Origin of the sequence: Tessaracoccus rhinocerotis, assembly GCF_007197885.1 — a bacterium.
Classification (GTDB): Bacteria; Actinomycetota; Actinomycetes; order Propionibacteriales; family Propionibacteriaceae; genus Arachnia; species Arachnia rhinocerotis.
Genome location: NZ_VKKG01000001.1, coordinates 521,303 through 547,569 on the forward strand (window position 1 = coordinate 521,303; position 26,267 = coordinate 547,569).

25 protein-coding genes are annotated in these 26,267 nt (G+C 71.1%); 6 read left to right on the forward strand and 19 right to left on the reverse strand.

Translation table 11 applies throughout. The features are described 5' to 3' along the window. Positions 1–100 precede the first annotated feature (100 nt). Both malQ and FOJ82_RS02470 read right to left on the reverse strand, forming a co-directional pair. Positions 101–2,254: a 4-alpha-glucanotransferase gene (gene malQ, locus FOJ82_RS02465; RefSeq protein WP_143936849.1), complete on the reverse strand. Its 2,154-nt coding sequence runs from the start codon at positions 2,252–2,254 to the stop codon at positions 101–103. Beyond that, positions 2,251–2,961, reverse strand: a complete 711-nt coding sequence (locus tag FOJ82_RS02470; protein WP_143936850.1) for an RDD family protein — start codon at positions 2,959–2,961, stop codon at positions 2,251–2,253. The genes malQ and FOJ82_RS02470 overlap by 4 nt, the downstream gene beginning before the upstream one ends. A gap of 97 nt (positions 2,962–3,058) precedes the next feature. Here FOJ82_RS02470 and FOJ82_RS02475 point away from each other — a divergent pair, with 97 nt between their 5' ends. Beyond that, a complete protein-coding gene (locus tag FOJ82_RS02475; RefSeq protein ID WP_185975586.1) occupies positions 3,059–4,180 on the forward strand; it encodes a serine/threonine-protein kinase in 1,122 nt (373 codons plus the stop codon). A gap of 7 nt (positions 4,181–4,187) precedes the next feature. Here the strand turns inward: FOJ82_RS02475 and FOJ82_RS02480 are convergent, their stop codons facing one another. Further along, complete coding sequence (locus FOJ82_RS02480; protein WP_143936852.1) at positions 4,188–5,549, reverse strand: MFS transporter; 1,362 nt, start codon at positions 5,547–5,549, stop codon at positions 4,188–4,190. A 26-nt stretch (positions 5,550–5,575) separates the two neighbouring features. Between FOJ82_RS02480 and FOJ82_RS02485 the strand changes: the two genes are divergently transcribed. Then, positions 5,576–5,818: a DUF3039 domain-containing protein gene (locus FOJ82_RS02485; protein WP_143936853.1), complete on the forward strand. Its 243-nt coding sequence runs from the start codon at positions 5,576–5,578 to the stop codon at positions 5,816–5,818. Between the two features lie 76 nt (positions 5,819–5,894). Here FOJ82_RS02485 and ahcY read toward each other — a convergent pair whose 3' ends face one another. From ahcY to FOJ82_RS02515, 6 genes are read right to left on the reverse strand one after another with little or no spacing between them, the layout of a single operon-like run. Further along, positions 5,895–7,292 carry an adenosylhomocysteinase gene (ahcY, locus tag FOJ82_RS02490; protein WP_143936854.1) on the reverse strand — a complete coding sequence of 466 codons (1,398 nt, stop codon included), beginning with the start codon at positions 7,290–7,292 and terminating at the stop codon, positions 5,895–5,897. Between the two features lie 45 nt (positions 7,293–7,337). Continuing rightward, positions 7,338–7,775 (reverse strand): type II 3-dehydroquinate dehydratase, encoded by a 438-nt coding sequence (locus tag FOJ82_RS02495; RefSeq protein WP_143936855.1) that lies wholly within the window; start codon positions 7,773–7,775, stop codon positions 7,338–7,340. Beyond that, positions 7,772–8,794, reverse strand: coding sequence for a phosphoheptose isomerase family protein (locus FOJ82_RS02500; RefSeq protein ID WP_143936856.1), 1,023 nt, complete (start codon positions 8,792–8,794; stop codon positions 7,772–7,774). The genes FOJ82_RS02495 and FOJ82_RS02500 overlap by 4 nt, the downstream gene beginning before the upstream one ends. Before the next feature lie 9 nt (positions 8,795–8,803). Continuing rightward, positions 8,804–8,995, reverse strand: coding sequence for a Trm112 family protein (locus FOJ82_RS02505; RefSeq protein WP_143936857.1), 192 nt, complete (start codon positions 8,993–8,995; stop codon positions 8,804–8,806). Further along, complete coding sequence (locus FOJ82_RS02510; RefSeq protein WP_143936858.1) at positions 8,988–10,394, reverse strand: phosphohexomutase domain-containing protein; 1,407 nt, start codon at positions 10,392–10,394, stop codon at positions 8,988–8,990. The genes FOJ82_RS02505 and FOJ82_RS02510 overlap by 8 nt, the downstream gene beginning before the upstream one ends. Positions 10,395–10,429: 35 nt before the next feature. After that, entirely contained in the window at positions 10,430–10,810 is a 381-nt protein-coding gene (locus FOJ82_RS02515; RefSeq protein ID WP_143936859.1) for a DUF3499 domain-containing protein, read from the reverse strand. 36 nt (positions 10,811–10,846) lie between these two features. Between FOJ82_RS02515 and FOJ82_RS02520 the strand changes: the two genes are divergently transcribed. Next, the gene (locus FOJ82_RS02520; protein ID WP_143936860.1) at positions 10,847–11,287 is read left to right on the forward strand and encodes a metallopeptidase family protein; all 441 of its coding nucleotides are present in this window, start codon (positions 10,847–10,849) and stop codon (positions 11,285–11,287) included. Between the two features lie 14 nt (positions 11,288–11,301). On the opposite strand, the gene FOJ82_RS02525 is transcribed toward FOJ82_RS02520, so the two are convergent. The 5 genes from FOJ82_RS02525 to FOJ82_RS02545 form a co-directional block, all read right to left on the reverse strand. Beyond that, a complete protein-coding gene (locus FOJ82_RS02525; protein ID WP_143936861.1) occupies positions 11,302–12,597 on the reverse strand; it encodes a DUF5719 family protein in 1,296 nt (431 codons plus the stop codon). Next, on the reverse strand, positions 12,594–15,632 hold the full coding sequence (locus FOJ82_RS02530; RefSeq protein WP_143936862.1) for a glycosyltransferase family 2 protein: 3,039 nt from the start codon (positions 15,630–15,632) through the stop codon (positions 12,594–12,596). Before FOJ82_RS02530 ends, FOJ82_RS02525 begins: the two co-directional genes overlap by 4 nt. 57 nt (positions 15,633–15,689) lie before the next feature. Next, on the reverse strand, positions 15,690–15,947 hold the full coding sequence (locus tag FOJ82_RS02535) for a WhiB family transcriptional regulator (protein ID WP_143936863.1): 258 nt from the start codon (positions 15,945–15,947) through the stop codon (positions 15,690–15,692). A 106-nt stretch (positions 15,948–16,053) separates the two neighbouring features. Beyond that, the gene (locus FOJ82_RS02540) at positions 16,054–16,746 is read right to left on the reverse strand and encodes a hypothetical protein (RefSeq protein WP_143936864.1); all 693 of its coding nucleotides are present in this window, start codon (positions 16,744–16,746) and stop codon (positions 16,054–16,056) included. Positions 16,747–16,768: 22 nt separating this feature from the next. Beyond that, a complete protein-coding gene (locus FOJ82_RS02545; RefSeq protein WP_143936865.1) occupies positions 16,769–17,848 on the reverse strand; it encodes a mannose-1-phosphate guanylyltransferase in 1,080 nt (359 codons plus the stop codon). 36 nt (positions 17,849–17,884) lie between these two features. On the opposite strand from FOJ82_RS02545, the gene FOJ82_RS02550 reads away from it, so the two are divergent. After that, positions 17,885–18,550: a TIGR03089 family protein gene (locus FOJ82_RS02550; protein WP_143936866.1), complete on the forward strand. Its 666-nt coding sequence runs from the start codon at positions 17,885–17,887 to the stop codon at positions 18,548–18,550. On the opposite strand, the gene FOJ82_RS02555 is transcribed toward FOJ82_RS02550, so the two are convergent. Both FOJ82_RS02555 and FOJ82_RS02560 read right to left on the reverse strand, forming a co-directional pair. Continuing rightward, positions 18,551–19,537, reverse strand: coding sequence for a glycosyltransferase family 2 protein (locus FOJ82_RS02555; protein WP_143936867.1), 987 nt, complete (start codon positions 19,535–19,537; stop codon positions 18,551–18,553). A gap of 10 nt (positions 19,538–19,547) precedes the next feature. Continuing rightward, complete coding sequence (locus tag FOJ82_RS02560) at positions 19,548–21,032, reverse strand: LCP family protein (protein WP_143936868.1); 1,485 nt, start codon at positions 21,030–21,032, stop codon at positions 19,548–19,550. Positions 21,033–21,169: 137 nt separating this feature from the next. On the opposite strand from FOJ82_RS02560, the gene FOJ82_RS02565 reads away from it, so the two are divergent. Both FOJ82_RS02565 and FOJ82_RS02570 read left to right on the forward strand, forming a co-directional pair. After that, positions 21,170–22,354 (forward strand): LCP family protein, encoded by a 1,185-nt coding sequence (locus tag FOJ82_RS02565; protein WP_185975587.1) that lies wholly within the window; start codon positions 21,170–21,172, stop codon positions 22,352–22,354. Between the two features lie 78 nt (positions 22,355–22,432). After that, complete coding sequence (locus tag FOJ82_RS02570; RefSeq protein WP_143936870.1) at positions 22,433–23,992, forward strand: DUF3352 domain-containing protein; 1,560 nt, start codon at positions 22,433–22,435, stop codon at positions 23,990–23,992. Between the two features lie 66 nt (positions 23,993–24,058). Here FOJ82_RS02570 and purE read toward each other — a convergent pair whose 3' ends face one another. From purE to FOJ82_RS02585, 3 genes are read right to left on the reverse strand one after another with little or no spacing between them, the layout of a single operon-like run. After that, a complete protein-coding gene (gene purE, locus FOJ82_RS02575) occupies positions 24,059–24,562 on the reverse strand; it encodes a 5-(carboxyamino)imidazole ribonucleotide mutase (protein ID WP_143936871.1) in 504 nt (167 codons plus the stop codon). Then, complete coding sequence (locus tag FOJ82_RS02580; protein WP_143936872.1) at positions 24,555–25,712, reverse strand: 5-(carboxyamino)imidazole ribonucleotide synthase; 1,158 nt, start codon at positions 25,710–25,712, stop codon at positions 24,555–24,557. Before FOJ82_RS02580 ends, purE begins: the two co-directional genes overlap by 8 nt. A 15-nt stretch (positions 25,713–25,727) precedes the next feature. Beyond that, on the reverse strand, positions 25,728–26,240 hold the full coding sequence (locus tag FOJ82_RS02585; protein ID WP_143936873.1) for a PH domain-containing protein: 513 nt from the start codon (positions 26,238–26,240) through the stop codon (positions 25,728–25,730). Between the last annotated feature and the right edge of the window lie 27 nt (positions 26,241–26,267).

Genomic DNA, 26,267 nt, shown 5'->3' on the forward strand with positions numbered 1-26,267 from the left:
GGCGGCACGCTTGGACGAGACGCCTCTTCGGAGATCTACACCTGGCTCGCCGGCGACGTGGAAACCTCAGACCTACCCTGACCTACCCATCAACCGCAGATCATTCCCCGGACCAGCGGGAGTGGGGCTGGCGTTCCAGACCGTTCATGACTGCAGCCAGGCGGCGCGGCAGTTCGGCGGTGAAGATGTCCTCCAGCTGGACGAGCTCGCCCGTCGCGTCCCGCAGTGGGATGCGCCAGTTGGGGTACTCGTTGTGGGTGCCGGGCTGGTTCTGCGCCACCCGCTCCCCCACTGCGTCGACGAGGGCAGCCTGCAGCACCTTCGACGGCGTACGCCGCAGGTAGCGGTGCAGCGCCAGCATGACCTCCTCCGGGTCGTCCCGGTCCTGCTCGTCGAGGACGCCGTGGTCCTGCAGTTGCTGAAGCCAGGCGGCTTGCTCGGCGCGGGCGGCGGCCAACTCGTCGCCCAGTGGCTCGGTGAGGAGGCCCAGGTCGTCGCGGAGCCGGACGTGGTCACCGGCGAGGTAGCCGAGGGTGGGCGGCAGGTCGTGCGTGGTCACAGATGCCATGCAGTACTCGCGCCAGCGCTCGGCGTCGAGGGGGCCACCGTGCTCGTCGGACTCGAACCAGAGCACCGACGTGCCGAGGATGCCGCGGTCGCGCAGGTAGTCGCGCACCCAAGGCTCGACGGTGCCGAGGTCCTCCCCGACGACGAGCGCCTGGGCGCGGTGGGCCTCCAGCGCGAGGATCCCAACCATCGCCTCGTGGTTTGTGCGCACGTAGGTGCCGAACTTGGGGCCGAGGCCCTGAGGCACCCACCAGAGGCGGAACAGTCCGATGATGTGGTCGATGCGGACGCCGCCCACTCGTCGCAGCGTGGCGGCCACCATGGCGCGGAAAGGCGCGTAAGCCACCTCTTCGAGGCGGTCGGGGCGCCACGGCGGCTGGCCCCAGTCCTGGCCGGCCTGGTTGTACTGGTCCGGCGGCGCACCGACGTGCATGCCCTCGGCGAACAGGTCGCGCATCATCCAGGTTTCGGCGCCACTGCCGCTGACGCCGACGGCGAGGTCGGTCACGACACCGACGCGCATCCCCACCTCCTGTGCAACGGTCTGCGCCGCCGACAGCTGGGTGTGGGCGATCCACTGCAGCCACTCGTAGAACTCGACGCGGCCGGCGTGCGCCGCCGCGTGGTCGAGCACCGCCGGCGACGACGGGCTCCGGAACTCCTCGGGCCACTCCTGCCAGTTGGTGCCGAACTGCTCGCACAGCACGCTCCACACAGCGAAGTTCCGCAGTGCGCTGCCCTCGCGGTAGCGGAAGTCGTCGAAGGCGATGTCGCGCGCCGCGCGGCGCCCGACGCCGAACACCAGCTCCAGCGCCTCGCGCTTGGCCAGCCAGCTCCCGTTCCGGTCGATGACCGAGGGGTCCGAGTCCTTGGCCAACGTGGCGCGCATCCGGCGGATCCGCTGCCGTGCGTTCGGGTCGAGGTCGGCGAACTCCGGGACGGACTCGGGGTGGATGTAGATGGGGTTCACGAAGCGTCGGCTGGCTGGCAGGTAGGGCGACGGCTCCATCGGTGCGGTGGGTTCGGCCGCGTGCAGCGGGTTGATCAGCACGTAGCCGGCGAACTGGCGCGTGCCCGACCAGGTGATCAGGTCGGCCAGGTCGGTCAGGTCGCCCATCCCCCACGAGCGCTCGGAGCGCACGCTGTAGAGCTGGGTGGCATAACCCCAGATCCGCTCGTCGCGCATGGCAGCCGGGAACCCGAGGAAGCGGGGGGTGACGATCAGGGAGGCCTGCGAGACGCCCTCGGTGCCGGTGGCGACGAGGGTGTGGTAGCCCAGCGGGATGTCCTCCGGGACGACGAAGGTGGCCTCACCGCGCGGTGCGCCGTCGATCTGGGTGTCGGGCACCTGGTTGTCGGTCTGGCCGAGCGGGCGCCGTTCCCCGGACTCGAGCACGACCTGCACGTCGACACTCGTGCCGGCCGGCACGTGCACCGGGAAGGACTTGACCTCACCCTCGCGGATGACGGTGCAGGGCGGCAGGACGCGGCGCCAGTAGTCCTGGTGCCGACGCGCACGGGCCTCGTCGCGCTCGGCCTGGGTGCCGGCGGCGACGCCGAGGGCGCCGAGCACGGTGATGATGGTCTCGGCGGGGATGAGGGTGTGGCGGCCCTTCCAGTCCCAGAACTCCCGGGCGATCCCGTAGTCGTCGGCGAGCTCGGCCAGCCCCTCGGGTAGCTCGTTCACTTCTTGACCACCACGGTCTTGGCCGCGAGGTCGTGCAGGGTCTGCCGGTTGCGGTTGAACAGCGGCATCAGTGCGTTGACCAGGCCCAGCACCGGCACCTGGAACAGGATGACGGCGAGGATGCCTCGCACGGCCGAGGTGCCCCAGCCGATCCTCCCGAGGCTGTGGTCGCCCTCGCGCACCACCCGCAGGCCGCACGCGAGCTGTCCGACGGTCCCGCCGGCGGTGGCCACCAGCACCACCCGGTAGGCCGCCGTCAGCGCCATCACCACGAGCAGGTATCCGAAGTAGTCGGACAACAGCCCCTGGGGAAAGGCGGGCAACGTGGTTGAGCCGCGCTCCGCCTCGGCGAGCACGTCGTAGGACCACTGCTCCAGCGTGACCATGGCGTCGCCCAGCAGGAACGACTGCACCATCGCGAACGGGATCAACAACACGAGGGAATCAACGATGCTGGCCAGCACGCGCCACCACCAGCCCGCGAGCCTCGCGGGCCCGTGGGTGCCAGCCGCACCGGGCGCGTAGCCGTAGGGCTGCTGGGCGTGGCCCTGCTGCCACTGGGCCTGCTGGGGCTGGGCGGTCCCGTGGAGTCCACCGGTGGGCCTCGTCACCTGGGACCAGGTCCCCCCGTCCCAGTAGCGCTCGTCGCCGGAGCCGGCGGGATCGGGGTACCAGCCGGCGGGCGGCTGGTGGGAGGTCTGGCTCATGCGCACAAGGATGCCAACATATTCCGCCGATCGCCACGCGCGACGGACACACGCGGTGTTTACCGCCGCGGACCATTCATGGGCGACAATGACAACAATGGAAATGATCGGACGCTACAGGGTCACCGGACGCATCGGGTCCGGCTCGTTCGCGACCGTCTACCGCGGCCAGGACGACAGCCTCGAGGTGGCCGTGGCCATCAAGGTGCTGGCCGACAACTGGGCCGGCAACGACGACGTCCGCGCCCGCTTCCTCGCCGAGGCCCGGCTGCTGCGTCGCCTCGCCGACGAGCGCGTCGTGCGGGTCTACGACATCGGCACCACCGATCGCAACCAGCCCTACTTCGTGATGGACCTCGCCGACGGCGGCTCGCTGGAGTCACTGCGCAAGCGGCTGGTCGCGCCGGGGCTGGCCCTGCGGCTGTGCGCGGAGGCCTGCCGGGCACTCGACGTGCTGCACCGCAACCAACTCGTGCACCGCGACGTCACCCCGGGCAACATCCTGCTGTCCAACGGCCCCGGCGGGGTGCGCGTGATGCTGGCGGACCTCGGCGTCGCGAAGTCCCTGCTGGATGAGTACCGCGACACGATGACCGCCGGCACCCCCGCCTACATGGCGCCCGAGCAGGCGCGCTCGACGCAGCTGGACCAGCGCTCGGACCTCTACTCGATCGCCTGCGTGACCTACGCCATGCTGACCGGACGGCCCCCGTTCCCCGCCAAGTCGCTGCAGGAGGTCCTGGACCGCAACCCCGCCATCCCGCCGCAGCCGATCGCAGCGCAGCTCGGCGCACCGCCCCTGCTCGACGCGGTGCTGGCCTCGGCGTTGTCGGTGGATCCCAACCGCCGCCCCCAGACCGCGCTCCAACTGGCCGATGCGCTGGACCGGCTCGCGGACGCGCTGCCGGGCGGGGACGAGTTCCGGCCACGCAGGATGGCGGCCTCCCACAACCCCGGCACCCCCGCGTCGGCGCCCTCGATGCCCAACGCGCCCGCCCCGTCGGTGGTGGCCGTCAGCGGTGGGCACCAGTCGGGCAGCCTGCACCCGCGCTCGCAGACGCCGATGGTGATGCTGGACAACTACATCGGCAAGGACCGCTACCGCCCCAAAAAGTCGAAGGAGCGGCACTCGCCGCTGTTCTACGCGTGGGTGGTGCTGAGCGCCGCGGCCCTGCTGGGCCTGACGATGTGGGCCACGATCCACTTCCTAACCACCTGAGCACCGCTCAGGCAGGATCCTTGAGCGACGAGTTGGCAATCGGCCCGATCCGGAAGCTCGCAACCAGACCGAGCACGCAGAAGGCCGTGAGGACGAGGAAGACGGTCAGGAAGCTGGCCTGCAGGTTGGGCAGGAGGGCCGCGTAGAGGGCTCCTGCGACCCCCGTCATCAAGGCGTTGCCCAGTCCCTCGGCGAGTTGCAGCCCCGAGTTGTTGGCACCCTGCTCGTGCGGGCCGGACAGGTCCATCGTGGCCACTGCGGTACTGGGCAGCTGGACACCCATGCCGAGGCCGGCGAACAGCCACCCGGCCAACGCGACCCCGACGGGCCAGTCGAGGGCGATGAACCCGACGACCACCAGCAGGGCGAAGATCACCAGGGCGGTGCCGATGCTGATCAGCTGGTCGCGTCGCAGCCGGATCCAGGGCCGGGCCTGCGCCCAGGCCCCGAGCGACCACGAGACGCTGCCGATGGTCAGGATGAGCCCCGCCTCGAGCGGTGTCAGGCCCCGCAGCTCCTGCAGCACCAGCAGCATGAACGCCTCCGCCGCGAAGAAGCTGCCGGCCTGCAGCGCGCGGGAGGCGACCACTGCACCCAGTCCCCGACCCAGGAGATTGATGGCCTTGGGCATCACCCTGCGCAGGCCGACCACCAGAGCGATCAGTCCGACGACGACGGCGGCCACGCTCCAGGCTCCCAGCCCCTCCCCACCGAGCTGGACGAAGCCCGGGGCGAGCGCCACGGCGGCGACGGCCCACCAGGGAACCCGTCCCGTTCCCCGGCCCGGCCGGAAGTGCGCCTGCACCCGCCGCATCGACGGCAACGCCAGAGCGGCGGCAACCAGCAGGAAGGGGATCATCAGCGCGAACACGAGGTGCCAGGAGATGGTGGTCAGCCAGGCCGCCACGGGTGGCCCCACGAAGGCGGGCAGGAGCCAGATGAAGCTGATCCAGCCCAGCACCGTCGCCCGCTCCGGGCCGGAGAACACCAGCGCGATGGTGACGTAGAGCGAGAGCGTCAGGCCGCCCGCGCCGAGGCCCTGCAGGAAGCGAGCCAGGAACAGCACCCAGACGTTGCCCGCGAAGGTGGCCAGGGCCAGCCCGGCGAGGAACAGCAGGAACCCTGCCAGCATCGGGGGCAGCGGGCCGTTGCGGTCGGCGACCCGGCCCGCGAGGATCGTCGCCAGCAGCTGGCCGATGACGAACGTCGAGAACGCCCACGCGTACAGCTGGGACGCGTCGAACTCGGCCATGATCGTCGGCATGGCGGTGGCGATGCCGATCATCTCGAACGCCACCCCGAAGACGCTCAGGAACAGGCCCAGCAGCAGCTTCCTGCGACCCGGCATCGGCTCGCGTGTGTCCTCCATCGCCCCTCCGGCTTAGAATCGGTCCCATGAGCGAACTCGCCCCAGGCTCCCAGACTGTCATCGACGAACGTACCGAACAGTTCGAGGATGGTGACCACGAGCGATTCTCGCACTATGTGCCGAAGGACAAGCTGATGAAGGCCATGGTGACGGGAACCCCCGTCGTCGCGTTGTGCGGGAAGGTCTGGGTACCCACCAAGAATCCGGACAAGTACCCGGTGTGCCCGGAGTGCAAGGAGATCTGGCAGTCCCTGAATCCCGGGAAGTGAACGACGGACCGTCGAGCGAAGCGCGCTTGGTTCGTCGGAACAGGTAGTCGCGCGAGCGCAGCGAGCCCGGCGCTCCTCAGTATCGGTAGTGGTCGGACTTGTAGGGGCCGGAGACCTCGATGCCGAGGTAGTCGGCCTGCTCCTGCGTGAGCTCGGTGAGCTCCACCCCGAGTGCTGCCAGGTGCAGCCGCGCGACCTCCTCGTCCAACTTCTTCGGCAGCGTGTACACGCCCACGGGGTACTCCTCGCGGCGGGTGAACAGCTCGATCTGGGCGAGCACCTGGTTGGTGAACGAGTTGCTCATCACGAACGAGGGGTGGCCGGTGGCGTTGCCGAGGTTCAGCAGGCGCCCCTCGGACAGCACGAGGATGGCGTGGCCGTCGGGGAAGGTCCACTTGTCCACCTGCGGCTTGATGTTGGTCCGGGTGACGCCCTCGAACGCGGCCAGACCGGCCATGTCGATCTCGTTGTCGAAGTGGCCGATGTTGCCGACGATCGCCTGGTGCTTCATCCGGGACATCTGCTCGGCGGTGATGACGTGGTAGGCGCCGGTGGCGGTGATGAAGATGTCGGCAGTGTCCACCACGGAGTCCAGGTGGGCCACCTGGAAGCCGTCCATGGCGGCCTGCAGCGCGCAGATCGGGTCGATCTCGGTGATGATGACCCGGGCGCCCTGGCCGCGCAGTGACTCGGCGCACCCCTTGCCGACGTCGCCGTAGCCGCACACGACCGCGACCTTGCCGCCGATGAGGACGTCGGTGGCGCGGTTGATGCCGTCCACCAGGGAGTGGCGGCAGCCGTACTTGTTGTCGAACTTGGACTTGGTGACCGAGTCGTTGACGTTGATTCCGGGGAACAGCAGCTTGCCGTCGCGGGCCATCTCGTAGAGGCGCATGACGCCGGTGGTGGTCTCCTCCGTGACGCCCTGGATGGAGTCGGCGATGGCCCTCCAGTCCACGTTGCCGTGGTCCTCGCGCAGGGCAGCCTTGACGACGCGGAACTCCTCGGAGTCCGACGCCTCGTCCGCGGGCACGGCTCCGGCCTCCTGCGCCCAGACGCCCTGGTGCACGAGCAGGGTGGCGTCGCCGCCGTCGTCGAGGATCATGTTCGGCAGCCGGCCGTCGGGCCACTGCAGGATCTGGCGGGTGCACCACCAGTACTCCTCCAGGCTCTCGCCCTTCCACGCGAAGACAGGGATGCCGGCTGCGGCGATGGCCGCGGCGGCGTGGTCCTGGGTGGAGAAGATGTTGCACGACGCCCACCGCACCTCGGCGCCCAGCGCCACGAGGGTCTCGATCAGGACCGCGGTCTGGATGGTCATGTGCAGCGAGCCGGCGATCCGGGCGCCTGTCAGGGGCTTGGAGTCGCCGTAGCGCTCCCGCATGGCCATCAGGCCGGGCATCTCGTGCTCGGCGAGCTCGATCTCCTTGCGTCCGAACTCGGCCAGGGACAGGTCTGCTACTCGGTAATCCACGCGGGCGAGTCTATCCCGTCAAACCGTCGAGCGAAGCGAGCTCCGCTACCCGGAGACGCGGAGCGCCGCCACGTGCCTCAGAGCCAGGTCGTAGCCGCCCAGCCCGAGGCCGGCGATGACGCCGGTGGCGTACGGGGACACGACAAGGTGCTTTCGGAAGTCCTCGCGGGCGTGCACGTTGCTGATGTGGACCTCCACGACGAGCCCGACCTGCGCGACGGCGTCGGCGACGGCGATGCTGTAGTGGCTCCAGGCCGCCGGGTTGAGCACCACGGGCAGGTCCTCGTCGGCGGCCCGGCCGAGCCAGTCGAGCATCTCGCCCTCGTGGTTGGTCTGGTGCACCTCCACGTCGAGGCCGAGGGCCGCACCGGTGGAGACGAGGTGCTCGGCCAGCTGCGAGTGCGTGGTCGAGCCGTAGATCTCCGGCTGGCGGCTGCCGAGCCTGCCGAGGTTGGGACCGTTGAGGACCAGGACCTTTGTCATGAGGAGGAGTTTAGGCCGATGCCCAGGTAGGCAGCGGCGTAGCGTCCATGCTGCAGGAGCGTGACGTAGCGCTCGACGTCGGAGCTCTCCAGGCCCGGTTCGCCGGAGGAGATGGAGCACACCCGGACCCCGACGGACTCGGCGATGTTGCTGAGCCGCCGCGCGACGCCGTTGAGCCGGTCCGGCACCTTGTCCTCGTCCAGCAGCATCAGGACCGGGGGTGCCTCGACGTCGGACAGGTACGGGTCCTCGAACGGGTCGCGTGGCGTGACGGCGCGCAGGATGGTCTCGAGCTCGTCGGCGTCGGCCGCGAGGGCCGGCCGGCCGCTGGCGCGGCGCATGGCCTCGGCGATCCGCCGGGAGGCGCGGGCGGCCAGCACCGTGCCGCCCCAGACCAGGGGCAGGCCCTCCGCGAGCCCGATGGCGCAGTCCTTGGCGGGGTTGCTGCCGATCTCGTGGAACGGCGAGCACAGGCCCGCCACCAGGTCGGCCGCGTCGGCCACCTGCTCCGGCTCGAACGCCGGACCCAGCTCCCGCTGCCCCAACAGTCCCAGCACGGCCACGGCGGCGGCCATCGGGTCGGCGTCAGTGGCGGGAACCACGGTGGTGGCGCTCGAGGACGCGGCGGCCCCCAGGGTGGAGTCGGCCGGGGCCGCGACGATGATGGTGGCGCCGCGCCGGGCGGCCTCACCCGCGCAGTCGACCTCCCAGGGGCTGGCGTCGTGGTTGCCGAGGATGATGACCAGGTCCAGCGGACCGACCCAGGCGGGCAGCGAGGGGCCGGGCCACGCCATGAACGGCACCGGGCACACGGGCTCCAGCACGGCCCGCACCAGCCGGGCCTCCTGCCCGATCACGAGCACTCCGCGGGGCCGGTCGGCGCCGTCGATGTCGCCGAGCGGCTCGGACATGGTGGCGCGACGGATCCTGGCACCGGTCTCCGCCAGCCAGCGCAGCGCCGGGGAGTCCTGCACCTCCGGGGCCTCGAGGCGAGCGTCGTCGAAGGACGGACGGGTCATGTTCGGCCCCTACCGGGTGCTGCGTGCGCGGTCGATGAGCAGGACCGGGATGCGGTCCTCGACGGGGTAGGCCAGCCCGCAGTCCTGGCCGGTGCACACCAGTTCCGACTCGTCGTAGTCGACGGCGAACTTGGAGTGGCACGCGGGACAGGCCGCGATCTCCAGGAACTCCGGTGAAAGGTCCATGTTCTGCTCACCCATTGTGGTTCTCCCGTTCAGTTGCCTGCGCACCCAAATCTAGTCCGCCCGATGCAGCCGCCACCAGTGCCAGCACCTCGTCGCGGAGAGCCGCCATCCGATCGGCGGTTCGGGCCTCGACGTTGAGCCGGAGCAGGGGCTCGGTGTTGCTCGGCCGCAGGTTGAGCCACCAGCCCTCGTCGGCGTTGGCGATGGTGAGGCCGTCGGTGTCGTCGCGCTCGCCCCGCCCCTGGAAGGCGGCCGCCACCGCCGCCTGGCAGGCAGCGGCGTCGGCGACGGTTGAGTTCAACTCACCGGAGCGGTGGTAGCCGTCGAACTCCTCGGCGAGCTTCGACAGCGGCTCGCCGGAGGCCCGCAGCAGCTCGATGACGTGCAGGGCGGCAAGCATGCCGGTGTCGGCGGACCAGAAGTCGCGGAAGTAGTAGTGCGCGGAGTGCTCGCCGCCGAAGATCGCGTTCTCCTCGGCCATCATGGCCTTCACGTAGGTGTGCCCCACGCGGGACTTCACCAACCGCCCCTTGTCCCCCACCGCCTCGCCGACGGCCCACGACGTGATCGTGTTGGTGACGATCGTGCCGCCAGGCTCCTTGCGCAGTTCGGCCAGCGCGATCATCGCGGTCACCACGGACGGGTCCACGACGTCGCCGCGCTCGTCGATGATGAAGCAGCGGTCCGCGTCGCCGTCGAACACCAGGCCGAGGTCGGCTCCGCTCTCGCGCACGGCCGCCCGGGCGTCGGTCAGGTTCTCCGGTTCCAGCGGGTTCGCCGGGTGGTTGGGGAAGGTGCCGTCGAGCTCCAGGAAGAGCCCGACGACATCCAGCCGGCGACCGGCGAGCGCGCTGGTGACGGTGTGGCCGGCCATGCCGTTGCCGGCGTCCACAACCACGCGCAGGTCCCTGCCCTCCCCCGGGGGCACGAGCGCGGAGAGCTTCTCGGCGTAGGCCGCCAGGGTCTCGAGCACACGGTACCCGCCGGTGGCCTCCCCACCGATCTCGACGGTGGCCGCGCGGTCGCGGAGCCTCGCTGTGAAGTCTGGGGGTACGGGTCGGGCATCGGCCAGGCAGAACTTGATGCCGTTGTAGTCTGCCGGGTTGTGGCTGGCCGTGAACTGCACGCCGGGCTCCGAGAGCCATCCGGAGGCGAACCAGAGCTGGTCGGTGGAGGTGAGGCCGACGTCCACCACGCCGGCGCCGGCACGGCGGGCGCCGTCGGCGAAGGCGAGTGACAGTTCGCGGCCGAGGACGCGCATGTCTCGCCCCATCACGAACTCGCGGCCCCGCAACTCCAGCAGTTCGACGAAGGCGGCCCCCATTGCGCGGGCGCCGTCTGCGTCCCACTGGGGATGGTCGCCGACCACGACGCCTCGGATGTCGTTGGCCTTGAAGATCTCGGGTTCAAGCACTCCCGAAGCCTACTTGGTCACGGCCCGGGCGTGGGTCAGTCGAGGCTCGGCAGCAGCCGCAGGTGGCCCGGACGGCGCGGCTCCTCAGCGGTGTTGTGGCCGGCGGCGGGCAGCGCCGGAGCGGGCTCCAGCTCGTCGTGGCGCAGGCCGATGGCGCGCACCGCGTCCGCGAGGGCGAGGAGGTCGTCGTCGTCCTCCGCCGTGCGCGTGGCGCCGGGCGCGTCGTCCAGCGGGAGTCGGATGACCTCCCAGCCGCGGGGGACGCTGGTGCGTTCGGCGTGGGAGCCGCACAGGTCGTGGGCGCCGGGGACACGGGCTGCGGCGAGGGGGCCGAGCACCGCCGTCTGGTCGGCGTAGACGTAGGTCAGTGTGGCCACCGCCGGTGAGTGGCAAGCGGTCCTGGAGCAAAGGCGCACCCGGACAACCTAGCCTCCCCGGGCTAGAGTTGGCGCATGCCACGCAGCCGGGACCGACATGGACGGGGAATCAGGGGTCCCTTGGCGCTGCCGCACGCCTGGTCCAGGCGCCCGGTGCCGCTGAGCCGCCCCAGCCGCACGGAGTTCTTCAACGAGTGCGTCACGTCGGCGATGGCGGAGATCGCGGACGTCAACCCGGAGGCACTCGACGGCGTGATCGTCGGGGTGGAGGACGTGCCGCACTTCAACGTCAACTGGTCCGGGGACCGGGTCCCGATGTCGGCCGCACTTGAGCCCAGCCGGGGCCGCAAGGCGCAGATCGTGATCTACGAACGCCCCCTCGAGCACCGCGCCAACACGCGCGAGGAGCTGCGGCGGCTGGTGCACCGCACGATCGTCGAGCAACTGAGCGCCCTGACCGGTCTGGACATCGACCAGCTCACCGACTTCGACATCGACGACTACTGGGACGACTGACCCGCCCTGGTCTCCTAGTCCAGGGACGGGTCGAGCTCGGCGTCGAGGGGTTCGACCTCCGCGACGCCGCTGGGCTGGAGCGGCACCACGGCCATGCCGGCGCCGTCGAGGTAGGTGACGGCGCCGACCACCGCGGAGTCCGCGCGCACCTCCACGAGCTGCCCCTTGGGAGCGCTGACGGCAAGTGGCACCGTGACCGTGCGGCCAGCGGGCACGGCGATCTCCGTCTCGGTCTCCTCCCCGCCCACGACGGCGTGCCGGAGCGTGACCGTGACTTCGTCGCCGGCCGAGGCCAGTTGCAGCACTCCTGCCGCGGGCACGAACGCTGCCATCTCGGTGCCAGGTTCGGACGGGGCCACGAACGCCTGCTCCGAGACGAGCGTGCCGGCCGGGTCCAGCAGGGTGGGGCCCGTCACGACGGCGGCCCCGATCTCGGCGTCGGAGGTGATCCGCAGCGCCGTGGCCTCGCCCGCCAGGGAGCCGCCGAGGGGGACGGCCAGCGTGCCGCCGGCCGGGATGCTGAGGTCGCTGCCGCCCTGCGGGGTGTACTCGGCGGTGGCGCCGAGCGCGGTGACGTCCACCGTGGCCCGGGCGGACGTCGCGTTGGCCAGCAGGACGGTCGCGTTGCCGGCGCCCAGCGGGATCCCCGCCACCAGGTGCTCGGTGGCGGGTTGGAAGGCTGTGGCCGAGTCCATGGCCGTGGCGGCCGTGGTGCGGGCGATGACGGTGGCCCGGCCGCGGCTGGCGCTGAAGCCGACGGCGATCGGTCCGGGCCGGTCCGTCAGCACGGACAGGGCGATCACGCGGCTCGAGTTTGGCGCCACCGCGATGCCGCGTGCACCCAGCGCGGTGATCTCGCCCTCGGTGCCGTAGAGCGTCAGGTCGACCGCCGTCTCGCCCTGGTCCGAGTTCACCACGAGGAGTTCCGTCTCGGCCGCGGTGGGAACGAGCAGCATCCCCTCCGCGAGGGCCGGTCCGCAGGGGGTCCAGGACTTCGTGGTGCCGATGGCGTTCAGGTAGCCGCCAACGAGGGAGCCGGTGCCGGTCAGCACGACGGGCTCGGTCTGGTCGCCGAGCACCACCTCGCCACCGACGGCCGAGCCGGACTCGCCCAGCCCGCCCATGGCCTCGACCCCGGAGGCGAACACGACGCCCGCTCCCCCCGTGGGGAGGCAGACCACCTTGTTGTCCTGAGGTGGCGCCACCCGTGTCACTCGCGGCAGGGCGGCCGGGCTGACCGTGGTGATGCCGAGCACGAGGGCGACGATCGCCGCCACGTACCCGAGGGTCTCGAGGATTCTCCTGGTCATTGCGCCACCCTCCTGGCAGTCGCGCCGCCGCCGAGCGTGGGGGCAGCCAGGGCGGCGATCGCCAGCAGCACGAGCCCCTGCCAGGCCACCCATCCCCAAGCCGGGCGCAGGGAGTACTCGAACTGGCCGTGCACGCCCTCGGGCACCTCGAACGTCACGGCAGGTCGGCCCGTCGCCACCGGCACCTGTTCACCGCCCACCGTTGCCTGCCAGCGCACGTCGGCCTCCTCTGCCAGCAGCACGTGCCGGGTCCCGTCACCCTCGGGGACGACACCGTCGGACAGCGGCACGTTGCCGTCGCTGACCACCAGTTGCGCCCGGCTCACGAGGCCGAGGACGGTCCAGACCACCGTCTCCTCGTCGGCCGCGGCGCGCGCCAGGCCCGAGGCGTTGCCGATGGCCGCCAGCCGTTCCTGGTTGAAGCCCCTCATCCACACGTGGCTGACTCCCAGCGACGAGAGTTGCTGGGCCAGGTCCTCGGGCGCGTCTCCACCGCTGAAGGACTGCACCAGCCCGGCGAACTGCGGGCCGAAGGTGCCGGAGGGGTTGCGCTCGCCGCTACCCCACGTCGGCTGTGACCGGTCGACGACGTTCCAGGCCAGGCTCTGCGCGTCGACCAGTTCGATCATCAGGACGCGGGTGTCCCGCTCCGAGGCGACGACGTCGCGCACGTAGCCCGGCAGCTGCGACGGGTTCTGTCCCACGGGCCCGCGGAACCCGATCCAGCCCCAGGTCCCGACCGCGAGGACCGCGACGAGCGCCAGGACGGCGAGCACCGCCCTCAGCCCGCCGGTGGAGCCTCCCTCGGTTTCCCGGCGCACGTGGGGGGTGAGGACCGCCACGAGCAGCGCGCCCACCACCAGCAGCGCCCAGCCGGACAGCAGGGCGCGTGACTCGCCGCCATGGACCTGGAGGGACAGCCGGGACAGGGCCACGCCGGCGAGCAACGGCAGACCGATGGACAGCGCGGCCACGAGCCTGGTGCGTGCGTTGGTCATCCGAACCATCGCCACGAGGGCCAACAGCCCCAGCGCGCCGAAGAACACGAGGTTTGCCCACAGCGGCAGGCCCGACGGCAGGATCCGCCCGGCGAGGGTGGCGCTGGAGGCGGGCGGGTAGGCCGGCCAGGCCAGCGGGTCGGCGCCGGTGAGGATGCGTCCGGGCCAGCGCAGCAGGGTCGGCAGCCAGGGCAGCATGAACAGCCATGGCACTCCGACCGCCACCAGCAGGTCGGCCCAGCGGTGCCTGTCGCGCGCCAGCCACACCAGCCCTGCGACGGTGGCCAGCGGCAGCGCGATCGGCCACGCCACCGCGCAGGCCAGGAGCCAGAAGGCCGCACCGGCCGGCGCGCGCAGGCGCTCGGCCCCGGTGGCGGTGTTGACCGCCACCCGATGGCTGCTGCGGGCCAGGAGGGGGCCCGCGATGCCCAGCACCATGCCGGACATGTCACCGGCGGTGACGATCCCGAGCAGGATGATCGCGCCGGCCCACGTCGCGCCGCCGACGGCCGAGACCGTGCGCCCGGCACCAAACTGCTTGAGGAGGCGGTGCGCCGAGAAGGCGGCGAGCAGCGGTACCAGGAGCAGCGCGGCGAAGGCGAACCAGTGGGGACTGCCCAGGGCGAACGTGGAGAAGAAGGCGTTGAAGCCGAGCCAGGGCGCATTGCCCCCCGGCACCCCGACGACCGGGGTCAGGAAAGCCGACCAGGCCTCGACCAGGTTGGCGGGCGCGGCGAGCATGCCACCGCCGGAGACCTGCCCGGAGCCCAGCAGGGTCCGTCCCGCGACGAGTCCGGCGACGAGGACCACGACGAACAGCACCACCAGGGGCGAGGTGATCCTGCGGACGCGGCGGCCGCTGCCGGCGAAGTCGTCGCCGGTGAGCTCGTCGATCCCGGTTTCCCCCTCCGAGGTTGCGGTCACGTCGCGGTAGCGCTCGGCGACTGCGTTTCCGAACCGGTCGAACGCGTTGCGGACGCTCCAGAACCGGTCCGGAAGGATGCCGGACAGGTCGACGTCGCCAGATGGGACCGAGCGCTCCCGCAGGGCCCTGGTGGCCGCGCCACCGCGGAGGAACCTTGCGGCCGCGCGCAACTCTGCGCCCGCCCTGGACGGGGACTTCAGCGCCAGGAAGCCGAGTGCCCGCAGTCCGCTGCCCACCACGAGCGCCGCCGGGCCGGTCGGTTCCTGGCCCCGGGCGGCGACCACGCGCATCGCGGCCAGGCGGTCGGCCTCGTGTGAGGTCCGGGCGATTCCCGGCACGCGCTCCCCCGTGCGCCCGGCCTGCCGGTGGGTGAGGGCGGCGTCGGGCCAGGTGGTGGCCACGTGTCCGGCCTCGGCGGCGCGCCAGCCGAGGTCGACGCCGTCGCGGTGCAGCGGCACCTCGGGGGCCAGTCCCCCCAGTTCGCGCCAGAGGTCGCCGCGCACCAGGAGACCGGCGGTCGAGCCGCCCAGCACCGGCTCGGGCGCCTCCTGCTGCTGGTCGACGTCGCCCTCGTCGACGCTGAGCACCCGACGGCCGCTTCGGGTGATGCTCTGGCCCACCTCGGCCACGGTCTCCGGGTAGTTGCGTCGTCGCGGCTGCAGGAGCTTCGGGAACAGCAGGGACGCGCCAGTGGACCGGACGCCCAGCAGGAGTTGGGCGAGGGCGTCGGGGCGTGGGGCGGAGTCGTCGTGCAGCAGCCAGACCCACTCCGGGGTGCCGGCCCCGATCCCCAGGTCGACGGCCTGGCCGAAGCCGAAGGCGGCATCACCGTCGACCAGCTCGTAAATGACACCCTCGGCGAGGGCTGCCTCGAGCAGGGCGCGGCTGCCGTCGGTCGAGCCGTTGTCGACGGCGACGATGCGGCCCGGGCGGGGTTCCAGCCGGGCCAGGCTCAGCAGTTGGCGGGCCAGCCACTCGTGGGCGTTGTGGACCACCATGACGGCGGTCACGGATTCCGGGTCGACCTCCGGGTGTTCGAGGACGTCCTCGTCCTCAGCGGCCCAGGACCACAGGTCCGCGAGGCCAACCACCGGTTCGTCGTTGCTGGACAACCACAGCTCCCATCGTCGAATTGCTCAGCCGACGATAGCCGACGAACGCGACGGGACTCAGCCGGCCGCGCGCTTCAGCTTGCGACGCTCCCGCTCGGAGAGCCCGCCCCAGATCCCGAACCTCTCGTCGTTGGCCAGTGCGTACTCGAGGCACTCCGTCTTGACGGTGCAGCCCTGGCAGACTTTCTTGGCCTCCCTCGTCGATCCGCCCTTCTCGGGGAAGAACGCTTCCGGGTCGGTCTGTGCGCACAGCGCCTCTTCCTGCCAGGCGAATGCACCCTCCGGTTCCGTCACCAGAGAAAAAATGTCGTCCACTTGCTGCCTCCCTTCAGAACTAGTTGCCCCAAATTACACACGTGTCATTCGGCAACGTCAAGCGGATTCCCGGAATCGGCCCGTTCCTCGGCGTGTTGGGTTGACGTCAGCGTCGCCGGGGAGGCCGCAGCAGCGTCCCGTCGGGGTCGTCCTCGTTCTTGCGCGGCCAGGGCGTGCTGCCCCGGTGCCAGGCCACGGCCCCGGTGGCCCGACGCTCGGGAGGGCCGGCTGCGGGCGTCACGCCGGAGACCGGGTGCGGCGCGGCCGGGGCCGAGGGGCTCACCGGCCGGGGCAGGCGCCCGGACAGGTGCGTGGAGACGGCCTCCGGGGCGGACGCGGGGCTCGGGGCAAGGGCGGGACTCGGCCCGCTGACGGGCCCGGACGCCCGGCGCACCTCGAGGCGGGCGGCGACGAACTCCATGGCCGCCCAGACGGCCAGGGTGAGGCCGAGCACGATCCCCGAAACCACCCCGAGCACGGTGCCCAGCGAGACGGCCCCGGTGTCGGTGAGGACGATTCCCGCCACGAGTCCGACCCGTACCAGGGAGAAGACGGAGGCGCCGACGGCAGTGGCACCCTTCACGGTCACCGACCGGGCGCTGGGGCGCAACAGCGTCGCGAACACCACGGCCAGCGTCACGGGAACGAAGGCCGTGGGCCCACCCGCCGCGGCGATCCCCGTCGGGTCCGCTGCCACCAGGAAATGGATGATCCCACCGAGTTCGAGCACGCCCAGGGTCAGGAAGACCAGCGGGAGGGCATGCTGCGCAGCCTCCAGTGGGCTCGATCTCCAGAGCACAGCGGCACCGTTTCCTTTCCGGTCAGGAGAAGTCTGCACCATGGGTGGTTCGCACCAGCTCGACGAGTTCCTTCACCCGTTCGGCGTCGGCGAGCGGGGTCACCAGTGTCGCCCCGGGCGTGTGGACCACGAGCGTGTCGCGCAGGCCCATGGTGCCCACCACGTGTGCCTCGGGTTCGGTGTTGATGACGATGCAGCCTGAGGTGTCGAGGTTCACGACCCTGCCGTCGACGCGGTTGCCGTGCTCGTCGGTGGCGAAGTCCTCGGCCAACGCCACGAAGCCGCCGACGTCGCGCCAGGTCACGTCCAGGCCGACGGCCACCACCGTAGCATCGGTCTCGCCGCGCGAGACCGGCTCCATCACGGCGTAGTCGACCGAGGTCTTCTCCAGCGTCGGGAACACCTCGTCGAGGGTTCCTGGATCGGCGACGATGCGGCGCACCTTGGACGCCGTCTCGGGCAGCAGCACGTCGAGCTGTTCCAGCAGGGTGGCCGCCCGCCACACGAACATGCCGGCGTTCCACCAGTACTCGCCGCTTTCGAGGTACTGCCGAGCAAGTTCCAGCTCGGGCTTCTCCTTGAAGGAGCTGAGGCGGTGGACCCCCTCGAACCCCGCCAGCGGCTCGGCGCGGTGGAGGTAGCCGTAGCCGGTGTGCGGCGAGGTGGGCACGATGCCCAGCGTGACGAGCGCGCTCGGGTGCGCATCGACGACGTCGAATGCCACCCGCAGGCAGCGCTGGTACTCGTCGACGGGCGAGATCAGCTGGTCTGCGGTGACCATCGCCACCACCGCCTCGGGGTCCCGGGCGGCGAGCACGGCGGCGGACCAGGCGACCGCGTTGAGCGAGTCCCGGCCCACCGGCTCGCCGAGGATGTTGGCGGCCGGCAGCTCCGGGAGCTGGGCCGCGACGACGTCCGCGTAGTCGCGCGAGGTGCAGGTCAGGATGTTGGCGTCGGGCACCAGCCCGGACAGCCGCTCGTAGGCCAGGCGCAGCAGGCTCTTGCCGTTGAAGAGCTCCAGGAGCTGTTTTGGGGTGCCCTTGCGGGACAGCGGCCAGAGTCTGGTGCCGGACCCGCCGGCCATGATGACGACGTATCGCATTGGTCAACCGTATCCAACCGGGCCTACGATCAGCAGATGGCCATTTCAGCGTTGCAGCGCCGGGTCGCCACCGACCCCGCCCGCCCCCTGTTCATCCACTACGACGGGGAGGCCGGCTCACGCATCGAGCTCTCCGCGAAGACCTTCGCCAACTGGGTGGACAAGACCTGCAACTTCCTCGACACCCTCGGCGTCGAGCCGGGCGAGTCCGTGCGGGTCGAGCTCGCCAACACCCACCCCGGGCACTGGGTGACGATGGTCTGGGTGGCGGCCTGCTGGCAGCGTGCCTGCACCGTGACCACCGACGGGGACGACGTCGCCCTCGCGGTGGCCGGGCCCGACGCGTTCGCCTACCGGGTGCCCACCGTGGCCTGTTCCCTGCACCCGCTCGGGCTCGCGTTCGAGGAGGTGCCTGAGAACTGCACCGACTACGCCGAGGTGTTCTCCGAGCCCGACGTGCACGCGGCCGAGCCCACGTCCCCGGCCCAGCTGGCCTGGACGCCGGACGTGACGTTCGCCTCGCTGGCGACGGCCGAGACCCGCGGCGAGGCGGCGCTGTTCGTCGATCCCCGGCCCGGTTGGGGCACGATGCGCAGGCTGCTGGTGGCGCCGCTGCTGGGTGGGGGCTCCACCGTCGTGGTCACCAACGGCGACGACGCCCTCGTCGAGCGGGTCCGCCGCGACGAGCAGATCCGGGACTGACTAGCGGTCCGCGACGCCGCGCAGGAAGCCGGCGCCCCAGCACACATGCATGGTCGCCAGCACCAGCGGTAGGCGCAGCCGGGCCGCAGGGCTCAGGCCCTTCATCGTGGCGGTGGACGCCAGCAGGAACGCTGCATACACCGCCGGTGCGAGCAGTCCGACCACCAGGAGCCGGTTGCGCAGCACCAGCCCGAGCACGCCGGCGACCAGGCCGACGGCCAGTCCGGAGACCGCCACGGGCGGCGCCAGGTAGCGCGGGCTGACTGTCTCCGGGTGTCGGCGCGCCACCTCGCGGCGCCACTGCCCGGTGGTCCAGAACTGCCTGGCCAGTGCCCTCAGGGAGGAACGCGGGCGGTAGAGCACGGTCAGCTCCGGGGTGAACCAGACCAGGTGGCCCGCCTGCCGGAGCCGGTAGTTCAACTCCCAGTCCTGGGCACGGTGCATCGTCTCGTCGAAGCCGCCGATGGCCGCCAGCGCCTCCCGGCGGAAGGCGCCGAGGAACACCGTCGGCGCCGGTCCGGCGGGGGTGTCTTCCAGATGGAACCCACCGCCCCCGAGCCCGAGGCGCGAGTTGTAGGCGGCCGCGACCGCCTCCTCGAACGGGGTCTCCCCCCGGGCGTCCATCCGCCCGCCGACGTTGGCGGCGCCGGTCTCCTGCAGCAGGCGCACGGCGGTGGCGAGGTAGCCCTCGCTCAGCTCGCCGTGGCCGTCGACGCGCACCAGGATGTCGTGCATCGCGGCGGCGATGGCGATGTTGAGCCCTGCCGGGGTGGCCCCCGAAGGGTTCTCCACCACGTGGACGTGGCTCTCGCCGGCCGCTATCCGGGTGGCCACCTCCCAGGTCCTGTCCTCACTGGGGCCCACGGCCAGCACCACCTCGACGTCGCCGTCGTAGTCCTGCTCCAGCACGCGGGCCACCGCGCGTTCGAGGTGCCGCTCCTCGTTGCGAACGGGCATGATCACGCTCACGCCGGGGAAATCCACCATGGGCAACAACCTAGCTGGCGCGGCAGATCCAGGTCGATTCCTCCTCGGCCGTCTCCTCCTCGGACGCGGTCGACCCTGCGGCCGCCGGGGTGGTGGGGGCATCGTCGGTCGCGGCGGCCGACGTCGGGGCGGGCTCGGGGTCGTCGGCTGGCTCGGGCTGGGCCGGCTCGCTGGTGGCGGGCGTCGTGGCCGGCTGCGTCGGAGCCTGGTCGTCCAGCGCCTCGGAGGCAGCGATGGTCTCGACGACGGTGCTGCGGATGAGTTCCAGGTCCGGGTCCGCCGTGACGATCAGCGGCGGGGTCATGTTCACCGAGACGATGTCCAGGTCCTTGGCCCGGAGCGCCAGCTCGGCGAGTTCGGCGACGTGGCCGGCGCCGACGTCGGTGCGCAGGATGTCCTTGCCAGCCTCTGAGAGTTCGAGGAACTGGGTGGCCACCAGGCCCGGGTCGAGCTGCTTGGCCATGGCGGACATGACGCACTTCTGCCGCACCATGCGCTCGTAGTCGCTCGAGTCGTGCCGGGAGCGGGCGTACCAGAGCGCGTGGTAGCCGTCGAGGTGGATGCCGTCGCCCGGCTCGATGTAGCCGCTCACCTTCGAGCCGCCGCCACCGATCGGGACGCGCACGTTGCTGTCCAGCGTGATGCCGCCCATGGCCTCCACCAGGGACTTGAAGCCGCCCATGTCCACCATCGCGTAGTAGTTGATCTCGATGCCGAGGGTGGCCGAGACCACCTCCTTGGTGGCGACGAGCCCGGCGTCCTGGCCGGGGTAGAGGTCCGCATGTTCCTCACCGAGGGTGTGCACGCCGTTGATCATGCAGGCGTTCTCCTCGCACTTGTAGCCGTCGGGGTAGAGCTCGTGCAGCGGCGAGGACTCGGGGAACGGGGCTCCCTGCAGGTTGCGCGGGAGGCCGAACAGCACGGTGCGCCCGGTCTCGGCGTCGACGGAGGCGACGTTGATGGAGTCTGGTCGAAGGCCCTCGCGCCCGTCGGCGCCGTCGACGCCGAGCAGCAGGACGTTGTAGCGGCCGGCCTTCTCCTGCGCATCGCCGCCGCCACGGAAGACGTCCGAGACGTTGGAGACGGCGGTCAGGGCGCTGGCCACCAGGTTGGTGCCGAACCCGGCGGCCACCACCAGTGACAGGCACGAGACCGTCAGCAGCAGGCGGTTGTTGCGCGCGAGCCGCGGCGGGTCGGCGAGGCGCCACGCGTCGAGCAGCAGCAGGGCCCAGCAACCGAAAAGCACCCAGGCCACCGCCTTCAGCGTGGGCGCCAGCGCAGGGCTCAGGAGCACTCCGACGGTGGCGCCGCGGAACAGCAGCAGCCCCAGTCCCGCCAGGAGCGCCAGCCCGACGAGCACCGCCCAGCTGCGCATGATCCAACGGCCGACGCCACGGTGGCCCGCGACGTACTGCGCGGAGCCGGGCAGGACTGCGGACATCAGGATCAGTCCCACTGCTCGGCGGTTCTTCAAGCGCGCTTCGGCATCGCTCACGGGTACTCCTCGGGGAAGGCGGTGTCGGTGAAAGCCTGCCCCCTCGGGCCGATGCCATGTCGGGGGCGCGCCGGGGAACCACCCGATTCGCCCGCCCTGCCGCCCCCGGTAGGCTGGTGCGCCGGGCAGGAGGAACATTGAACGACAAGCGCTCCCAGGAAGACATCAACTGGCTCTACCGGCGCGAGCCGGAACCAGAGGAGACGCGCGTCTTCACGCCGGAGGAGGTCGCGAGGATGAACCCCTCGCAGCGCGGACCCGCACCGGCCGACCCCAGCAGCTTCCAGTACCGCGGCGAGCCCATCCAGGCTCCGCCGACGGCCGCGCCGGGACGCACCAGGCGGTCGCGCCGCTCGCTGCGCACCAAGCGGAGGCACCCGGTTCGGAACTTCTTCCTGGTGCTGTTCCTGGCCTGGTTCGCCTTCATGCTGGGCACTCCGGTGTTCGCGTGGACCGCAGGCACCGTCGTCGACACCGTCCCCGAGGGGGAGCGGCCCGCTGAGCAGCCGGGCAACACCGTCCTGCTGGTGGGCTCCGACGCCCGCGACGACCTCACGCCCGAGGAGCGCAGCAGGCTCGGCACCGGTTCGTCCGAGGGCCGGCGCACGGACACGATGATGCTGCTCCACACGCCGCCGTCGGGCAGGGCGGCGCTGGTCTCCCTCCCCCGGGACTCCTACGTCCCCATCCCCGGCCACGGGAGCAACAAGCTCAACGCGGCCTACTCCTTCGGTGGCGCGGAACTGCTGGTGGCCACCATCGAGGCCAACACCGGGATCCGCATCGACGGCTACCTCGAGATCGGCATGCTCGGGCTCGTGGACACCGTCGACGCCGTGGGGGGCATCGAGGTCTGCCCCGCGGAGGCCATCAACGACAAGGACTCCCACCTCGAACTCCAAGCCGGCTGCCAGGTGGTCGACGGCGTCACCGCCCTCGGCTACGCCCGCATGCGCAAGCAGGACCCCCGCGGCGACCTCGGCCGCATCGAGCGGCAGCGCGAAGTCATCGGCAAGGTGGTCTCCAAGGCGGCCAACCCCGTCCACCTGCTGAACCCGCTCACCTACTGGAGCCTGAACATGGCCGTCTCCAACTCGGTCGCCCGCGGCGAGGAGACCGGACCGGGCCAGCTGTTCAGCGTCGCCACGGGATTCTTCAGCACCGCCCTCGGCTCGGGCTACAGCCTCACCGTGCCCGTGTCCGACCCCGCCGCGAGCACCAGCGCAGGCTCGGCCGTCATCTGGGACGAGGCCGCCAGCGAGGAGCTGTTCGAGGGCATCCGGACGGGCCAGACCGACGGGTTCGAGAAATTCGAGCGCTGATCCAACCACAATTCACTGACCCGCGCAGCCGATACGCTGAAATTCGTTGGACAAATTCATGAACCCAGGAGGAACCCTGTGAGTGACAACCAGATGCCGGGCAACTGGCAGCCCAACCCCCAAGGCCCCCAGGGCCCCGTCCACCAGCAGGGAAATCCCCAACAGTTCGGCCCCCAGGGCCAGCCGCCGCAGCCCCAGGGCCAGCAGTACCCGCCGCAGCAGGGATACGCCCCCCAGGGTTACGCGCCGCAGGGCCAGCAGGCCCCGGTGAAGAAGAAGTCCCGCACCCCGATCATCGTGGCCGCCGTCGTCGCGGTCGCGCTGGTGGTCGGTGGCGGCTTCCTCGCGTTCGCGCTCCTCGGCGGCTCTACCCCGGCCGCGGCCAAGGGCCTGCCTGCGGACTCGTTGGCAGCCGTCGAGCTGAACCTCAACCCGTCGGCCGGCCAGAAGCTGGCCGTGAAGGACTTCGCCGAGAAGTTCCCCGAACTTGCCAGCGAGGTGGGCGACGTCGAGGGTGACTACAAGAAGGCCCTGTGGGAACTGATCCCCGACTCCGAGGACAAGCCCGACTACGACACCGAGATCAAGCCCTGGCTCGGCGACTCGCTGGCCCTGGCCATCCTGGACGTCGAGGCCGAGGAGTTCGTGGTCTCAGTCCAGGTCACCGACGAGGACGCCGCCCGCGCCTTCGCCGAGGCCGAGTTCGAGGGCAGCTCCGTGGAGTTCATCGACGACCTGATGATCGTCTCGGAGGCCGACGCACCCGCCGACGTCGAGGCCATCAGGTCCGCCTCGCTCGCCGACGACGAGACCTACACCGCCGACATGGCCAAGCTCGGCGCCGACCACCTCGTGACCGCCTGGGCGTCCGAGGAGTTCATCAACCAGGCCATCGAGGCCTCCGAGGGCGAGGTCGGCATCGAGACGGCTGGCTTCTCCGCCCACGGCGCCGCCGGCATCAAGATCTCCGACGGCATGGCGGTCCTGCGCGGCGTCAGCCTGTCCAGCCAGGAGATCGGCGATGCCGAACTGGCCGGCGACTTCGTCAGCTCGCTGCCCGCGGGCGGCCTCGGGGTGCTGGCCTCCGCGTTCAGCGCCGAGTCGATCGACCTCCTGTGGCAGCAGCTGCAGCCCATGTACGAGCAGGATCCCTCCATGTTCGACGCCTTCGGCGTCTCCTCTGCCGACGACCTGGGTGCCGTGGTCGGCAACCAGCTCGCCCTCACCTTCGGGTGGCAGGGCGAGGAGCCCCAGATCGGCATCAAGGTGTCCACCGACGACCCGGCCAAGCACCAGGAGGTGCTGGAGACCATCGCCAGTGGCATCGGCATCCCGGGGGTCCAGCACAGCACCGACGGCGACACCGTCCACACCACCTGGGGAATGAGCCCCGACGAGCTCGCCAACCCTGCCGAGACCCTCGGCGACAACGAGGCCTTCGGCGACGTGACGGAGACCTCCGGCGACACGCAGTCGGTGCTGTGGGTCGACGTCCCCGCCCTGCTGTCCAACGAGGCCCTCGGCCTCGGCAACAGCGAGGAGGCGAAGTACCTGGAGCCGATCAGCGGCGTGGGCATCTCCGGCTCCACCCTGGACGACGGCTACGCCGAGTTCTTCGTGCGGGTGGGCACCAAGTAGGCCCCTCCCCCGAGCAGCAGTGGCCCCGACGGTTCGCCGTCGGGGCCACTGCTTCGTCACGGGGAACTAGCGCTGCGTCGCCTCGCGGACCCTGGCGCCCTTGGCGTGGGCGGCGTCGCGCAGGGACGCCTGGAAGGCCACCATCTGCCGCTGCAGGGCGGGGTCGGATGCGCCGAGGATGCGCACTGCCAGCAGGCCGGCGTTGCGGGAGTTCCCGATGGACACGGTCGCGACCGGGACACCGGCGGGCATCTGGACGATCGACAGCAACGAGTCCATGCCGTCGAGGTGCTTCAACGCCACGGGCACACCGATCACGGGCAGCGGGGTCAGGGCCGCGAGCATGCCGGGCAGGTGGGCCGCTCCGCCGGCGCCGGCAATGACGACCCGGATGCCGCGACCGTGGGCCCCGCGCCCGAAGTCGACCATCTCGTCGGGCATGCGGTGGGCGGAGACGACGTCGGCCTCCCAGGCGACCCCGAACTCATCGAGGGCGGCGCCCGCGGCCTCCATCGTCGGCCAGTCCGAGTCCGACCCCATCACGATTGAAACGAGCGGGTTCTCAGGCATTGCGGTCTCCCATCAGGTAGCCGGCGGCGTGCCGGGCGCGACGCAGCGCGTCCTCGAGGTCGTCCGAACAGGTGGTGACGTGCCCGACCTTGCGACCGGGGGTGACGGGCTTGCCGTACAGGTGCACGCGCACCTTGCGGTCCCGCGCGAAGACGTGCAGCAGCGCGCCGGTGAGGTCGGTCTCGGTGCCGCCGAGGACGTTGGTCATCACGACGTGACGGGCGCGCAGCTCGGGCGAGCCCAGCGGCAGGTCGAGCACCGCGCGCAGGTGGTTCTCGAACTGGCTGGTCTCGGCGCCGTCGATGGTCCAGTGCCCGGTGTTGTGGGGCCGCATCGCCAGCTCGTTGACCACGATCCGGCCATCGCGGGCCTGCATCAGTTCCACCGCCAGCAGCCCGACGACGTCGAGCTCGCCCGCGATCCGCAGCGCGAGCTGCTGGAGCTCCGTCGCCGTCGCCTCCGGCAGGCCCGGGGCTGGCGTGATGGTCTCGGCGCAGACCCCGTTGGCCTGGCGCGTCTCGCTGATTGGGTACGCCACGGCCTGGCCCGAGGGTGAGCGGGCGACGATGGCGGAGAGCTCGCGGGTGAAGTCGATGAACTCCTCGGCGACGATCACCACGGGCTCCCCCGCCGAGGTCTCCTTCTTGTTGGCGAAGGGCTCCTGGGCGTCGGCGGGGCCGTCGAGCTTCCAGACCCCCTTGCCGTCGTAGCCGCCGCGAGAGGTCTTGGCGATGATGGGCCAGCCGTTCTCGTCACCGAAGGCGACGAGGTCCTCGGCGTCCTCGCAGATCGCGAACCGCGGGCACGGGATCCCGAGACTGGTGAGCCGCTTGCGCATCAGGGCCTTGTCCTGGGCGTGCGAGAGGGCGTCCGGACCGGGGCGCACGGCCACCACCTGTTCCAGTTCGTGGAGGTGCCGCGTGGGGACGTGCTCGTGGTCGAAGGTGACGGCGTCGACGCCGTCGGCGAAGGCCAGCAGGTCAGCCAGATGGTCCTGGTCACCGACGGTGGTGAGGGGGATCACCTGCGCGGCGGAGTTGCCCGCCGCCTCCGAGAGCAGGGCGACATCGACGCCCAGGCTGATGGCAGCCTGTTGCATCATGCGCGCCAGCTGGCCGCCTCCGATGATCCCGATGCGATACCGATCCACCCCACGAGCGTAGCGTCACTCGTCGCTGGGCAGCGCCTCTCGCCCGTCCTCTGGAGCGAACAGCAGCTCGTTGATCAGGACGTGTACCTTCTGCACCCCGGGGACGTCCGGCAGCACGAGCGGGTTGCCGGCGGCGGTCTCGAGGACCAGGGTGCCGCAACCCAGCATCCGGTCCAGGAGGTGGCGCTCGGTGTTGACGTTGTTGATGCGACGCAGCGGGAGGTCGTGGCCCTTCTTGTGCAGGATGCCCCTGCGCGTGATGATGCGCCGGTTGGTGATGGTGTAGGTGCTGGTGAGCCAGCGCAGGAACGGCAGCAGGACGATCCAGACCACCAGCGCGGCGAACAGGGCCACCAACACCCACACCGTCCAGGGCCGGCCCTCGGGTGGCAGCGCAGCCAACCCGAGACCGAGGCCGGCCGAGAACACGATCAGGGCCGCGGCGGGCGTGATCAACGCCTTGCCGTGCGTGCGCATCGAGTCGATGACCTGCTCGTCGCGACCCAGTTCACCCTTGCTGATTCCCATGCCACGAAGTCTCGCACGCGGACTGCG

Coding starts and splice junctions, on each gene's coding strand:
- FOJ82_RS02470 (WP_143936850.1), bottom strand. CDS start 2,961: ATGAGCCAGACCTCCCACCAGCCGCCCGCCGGCTGGTACCCCGATCCC.
- FOJ82_RS02475 (WP_185975586.1), top strand. CDS start 3,059: ATGGAAATGATCGGACGCTACAGGGTCACCGGACGCATCGGGTCCGGC.
- FOJ82_RS02480 (WP_143936852.1), bottom strand. CDS start 5,549: ATGGAGGACACACGCGAGCCGATGCCGGGTCGCAGGAAGCTGCTGCTG.
- FOJ82_RS02485 (WP_143936853.1), top strand. CDS start 5,576: ATGAGCGAACTCGCCCCAGGCTCCCAGACTGTCATCGACGAACGTACC.
- FOJ82_RS02495 (WP_143936855.1), bottom strand. CDS start 7,775: ATGACAAAGGTCCTGGTCCTCAACGGTCCCAACCTCGGCAGGCTCGGC.
- FOJ82_RS02500 (WP_143936856.1), bottom strand. CDS start 8,794: ATGACCCGTCCGTCCTTCGACGACGCTCGCCTCGAGGCCCCGGAGGTG.
- FOJ82_RS02505 (WP_143936857.1), bottom strand. CDS start 8,995: ATGGGTGAGCAGAACATGGACCTTTCACCGGAGTTCCTGGAGATCGCG.
- FOJ82_RS02520 (WP_143936860.1), top strand. CDS start 10,847: ATGCCACGCAGCCGGGACCGACATGGACGGGGAATCAGGGGTCCCTTG.
- FOJ82_RS02525 (WP_143936861.1), bottom strand. CDS start 12,597: ATGACCAGGAGAATCCTCGAGACCCTCGGGTACGTGGCGGCGATCGTC.
- FOJ82_RS02545 (WP_143936865.1), bottom strand. CDS start 17,848: ATGCGATACGTCGTCATCATGGCCGGCGGGTCCGGCACCAGACTCTGG.
- FOJ82_RS02550 (WP_143936866.1), top strand. CDS start 17,885: ATGGCCATTTCAGCGTTGCAGCGCCGGGTCGCCACCGACCCCGCCCGC.
- FOJ82_RS02555 (WP_143936867.1), bottom strand. CDS start 19,537: ATGGTGGATTTCCCCGGCGTGAGCGTGATCATGCCCGTTCGCAACGAG.
- purE (WP_143936871.1), bottom strand. CDS start 24,562: ATGCCTGAGAACCCGCTCGTTTCAATCGTGATGGGGTCGGACTCGGAC.
- FOJ82_RS02585 (WP_143936873.1), bottom strand. CDS start 26,240: ATGGGAATCAGCAAGGGTGAACTGGGTCGCGACGAGCAGGTCATCGAC.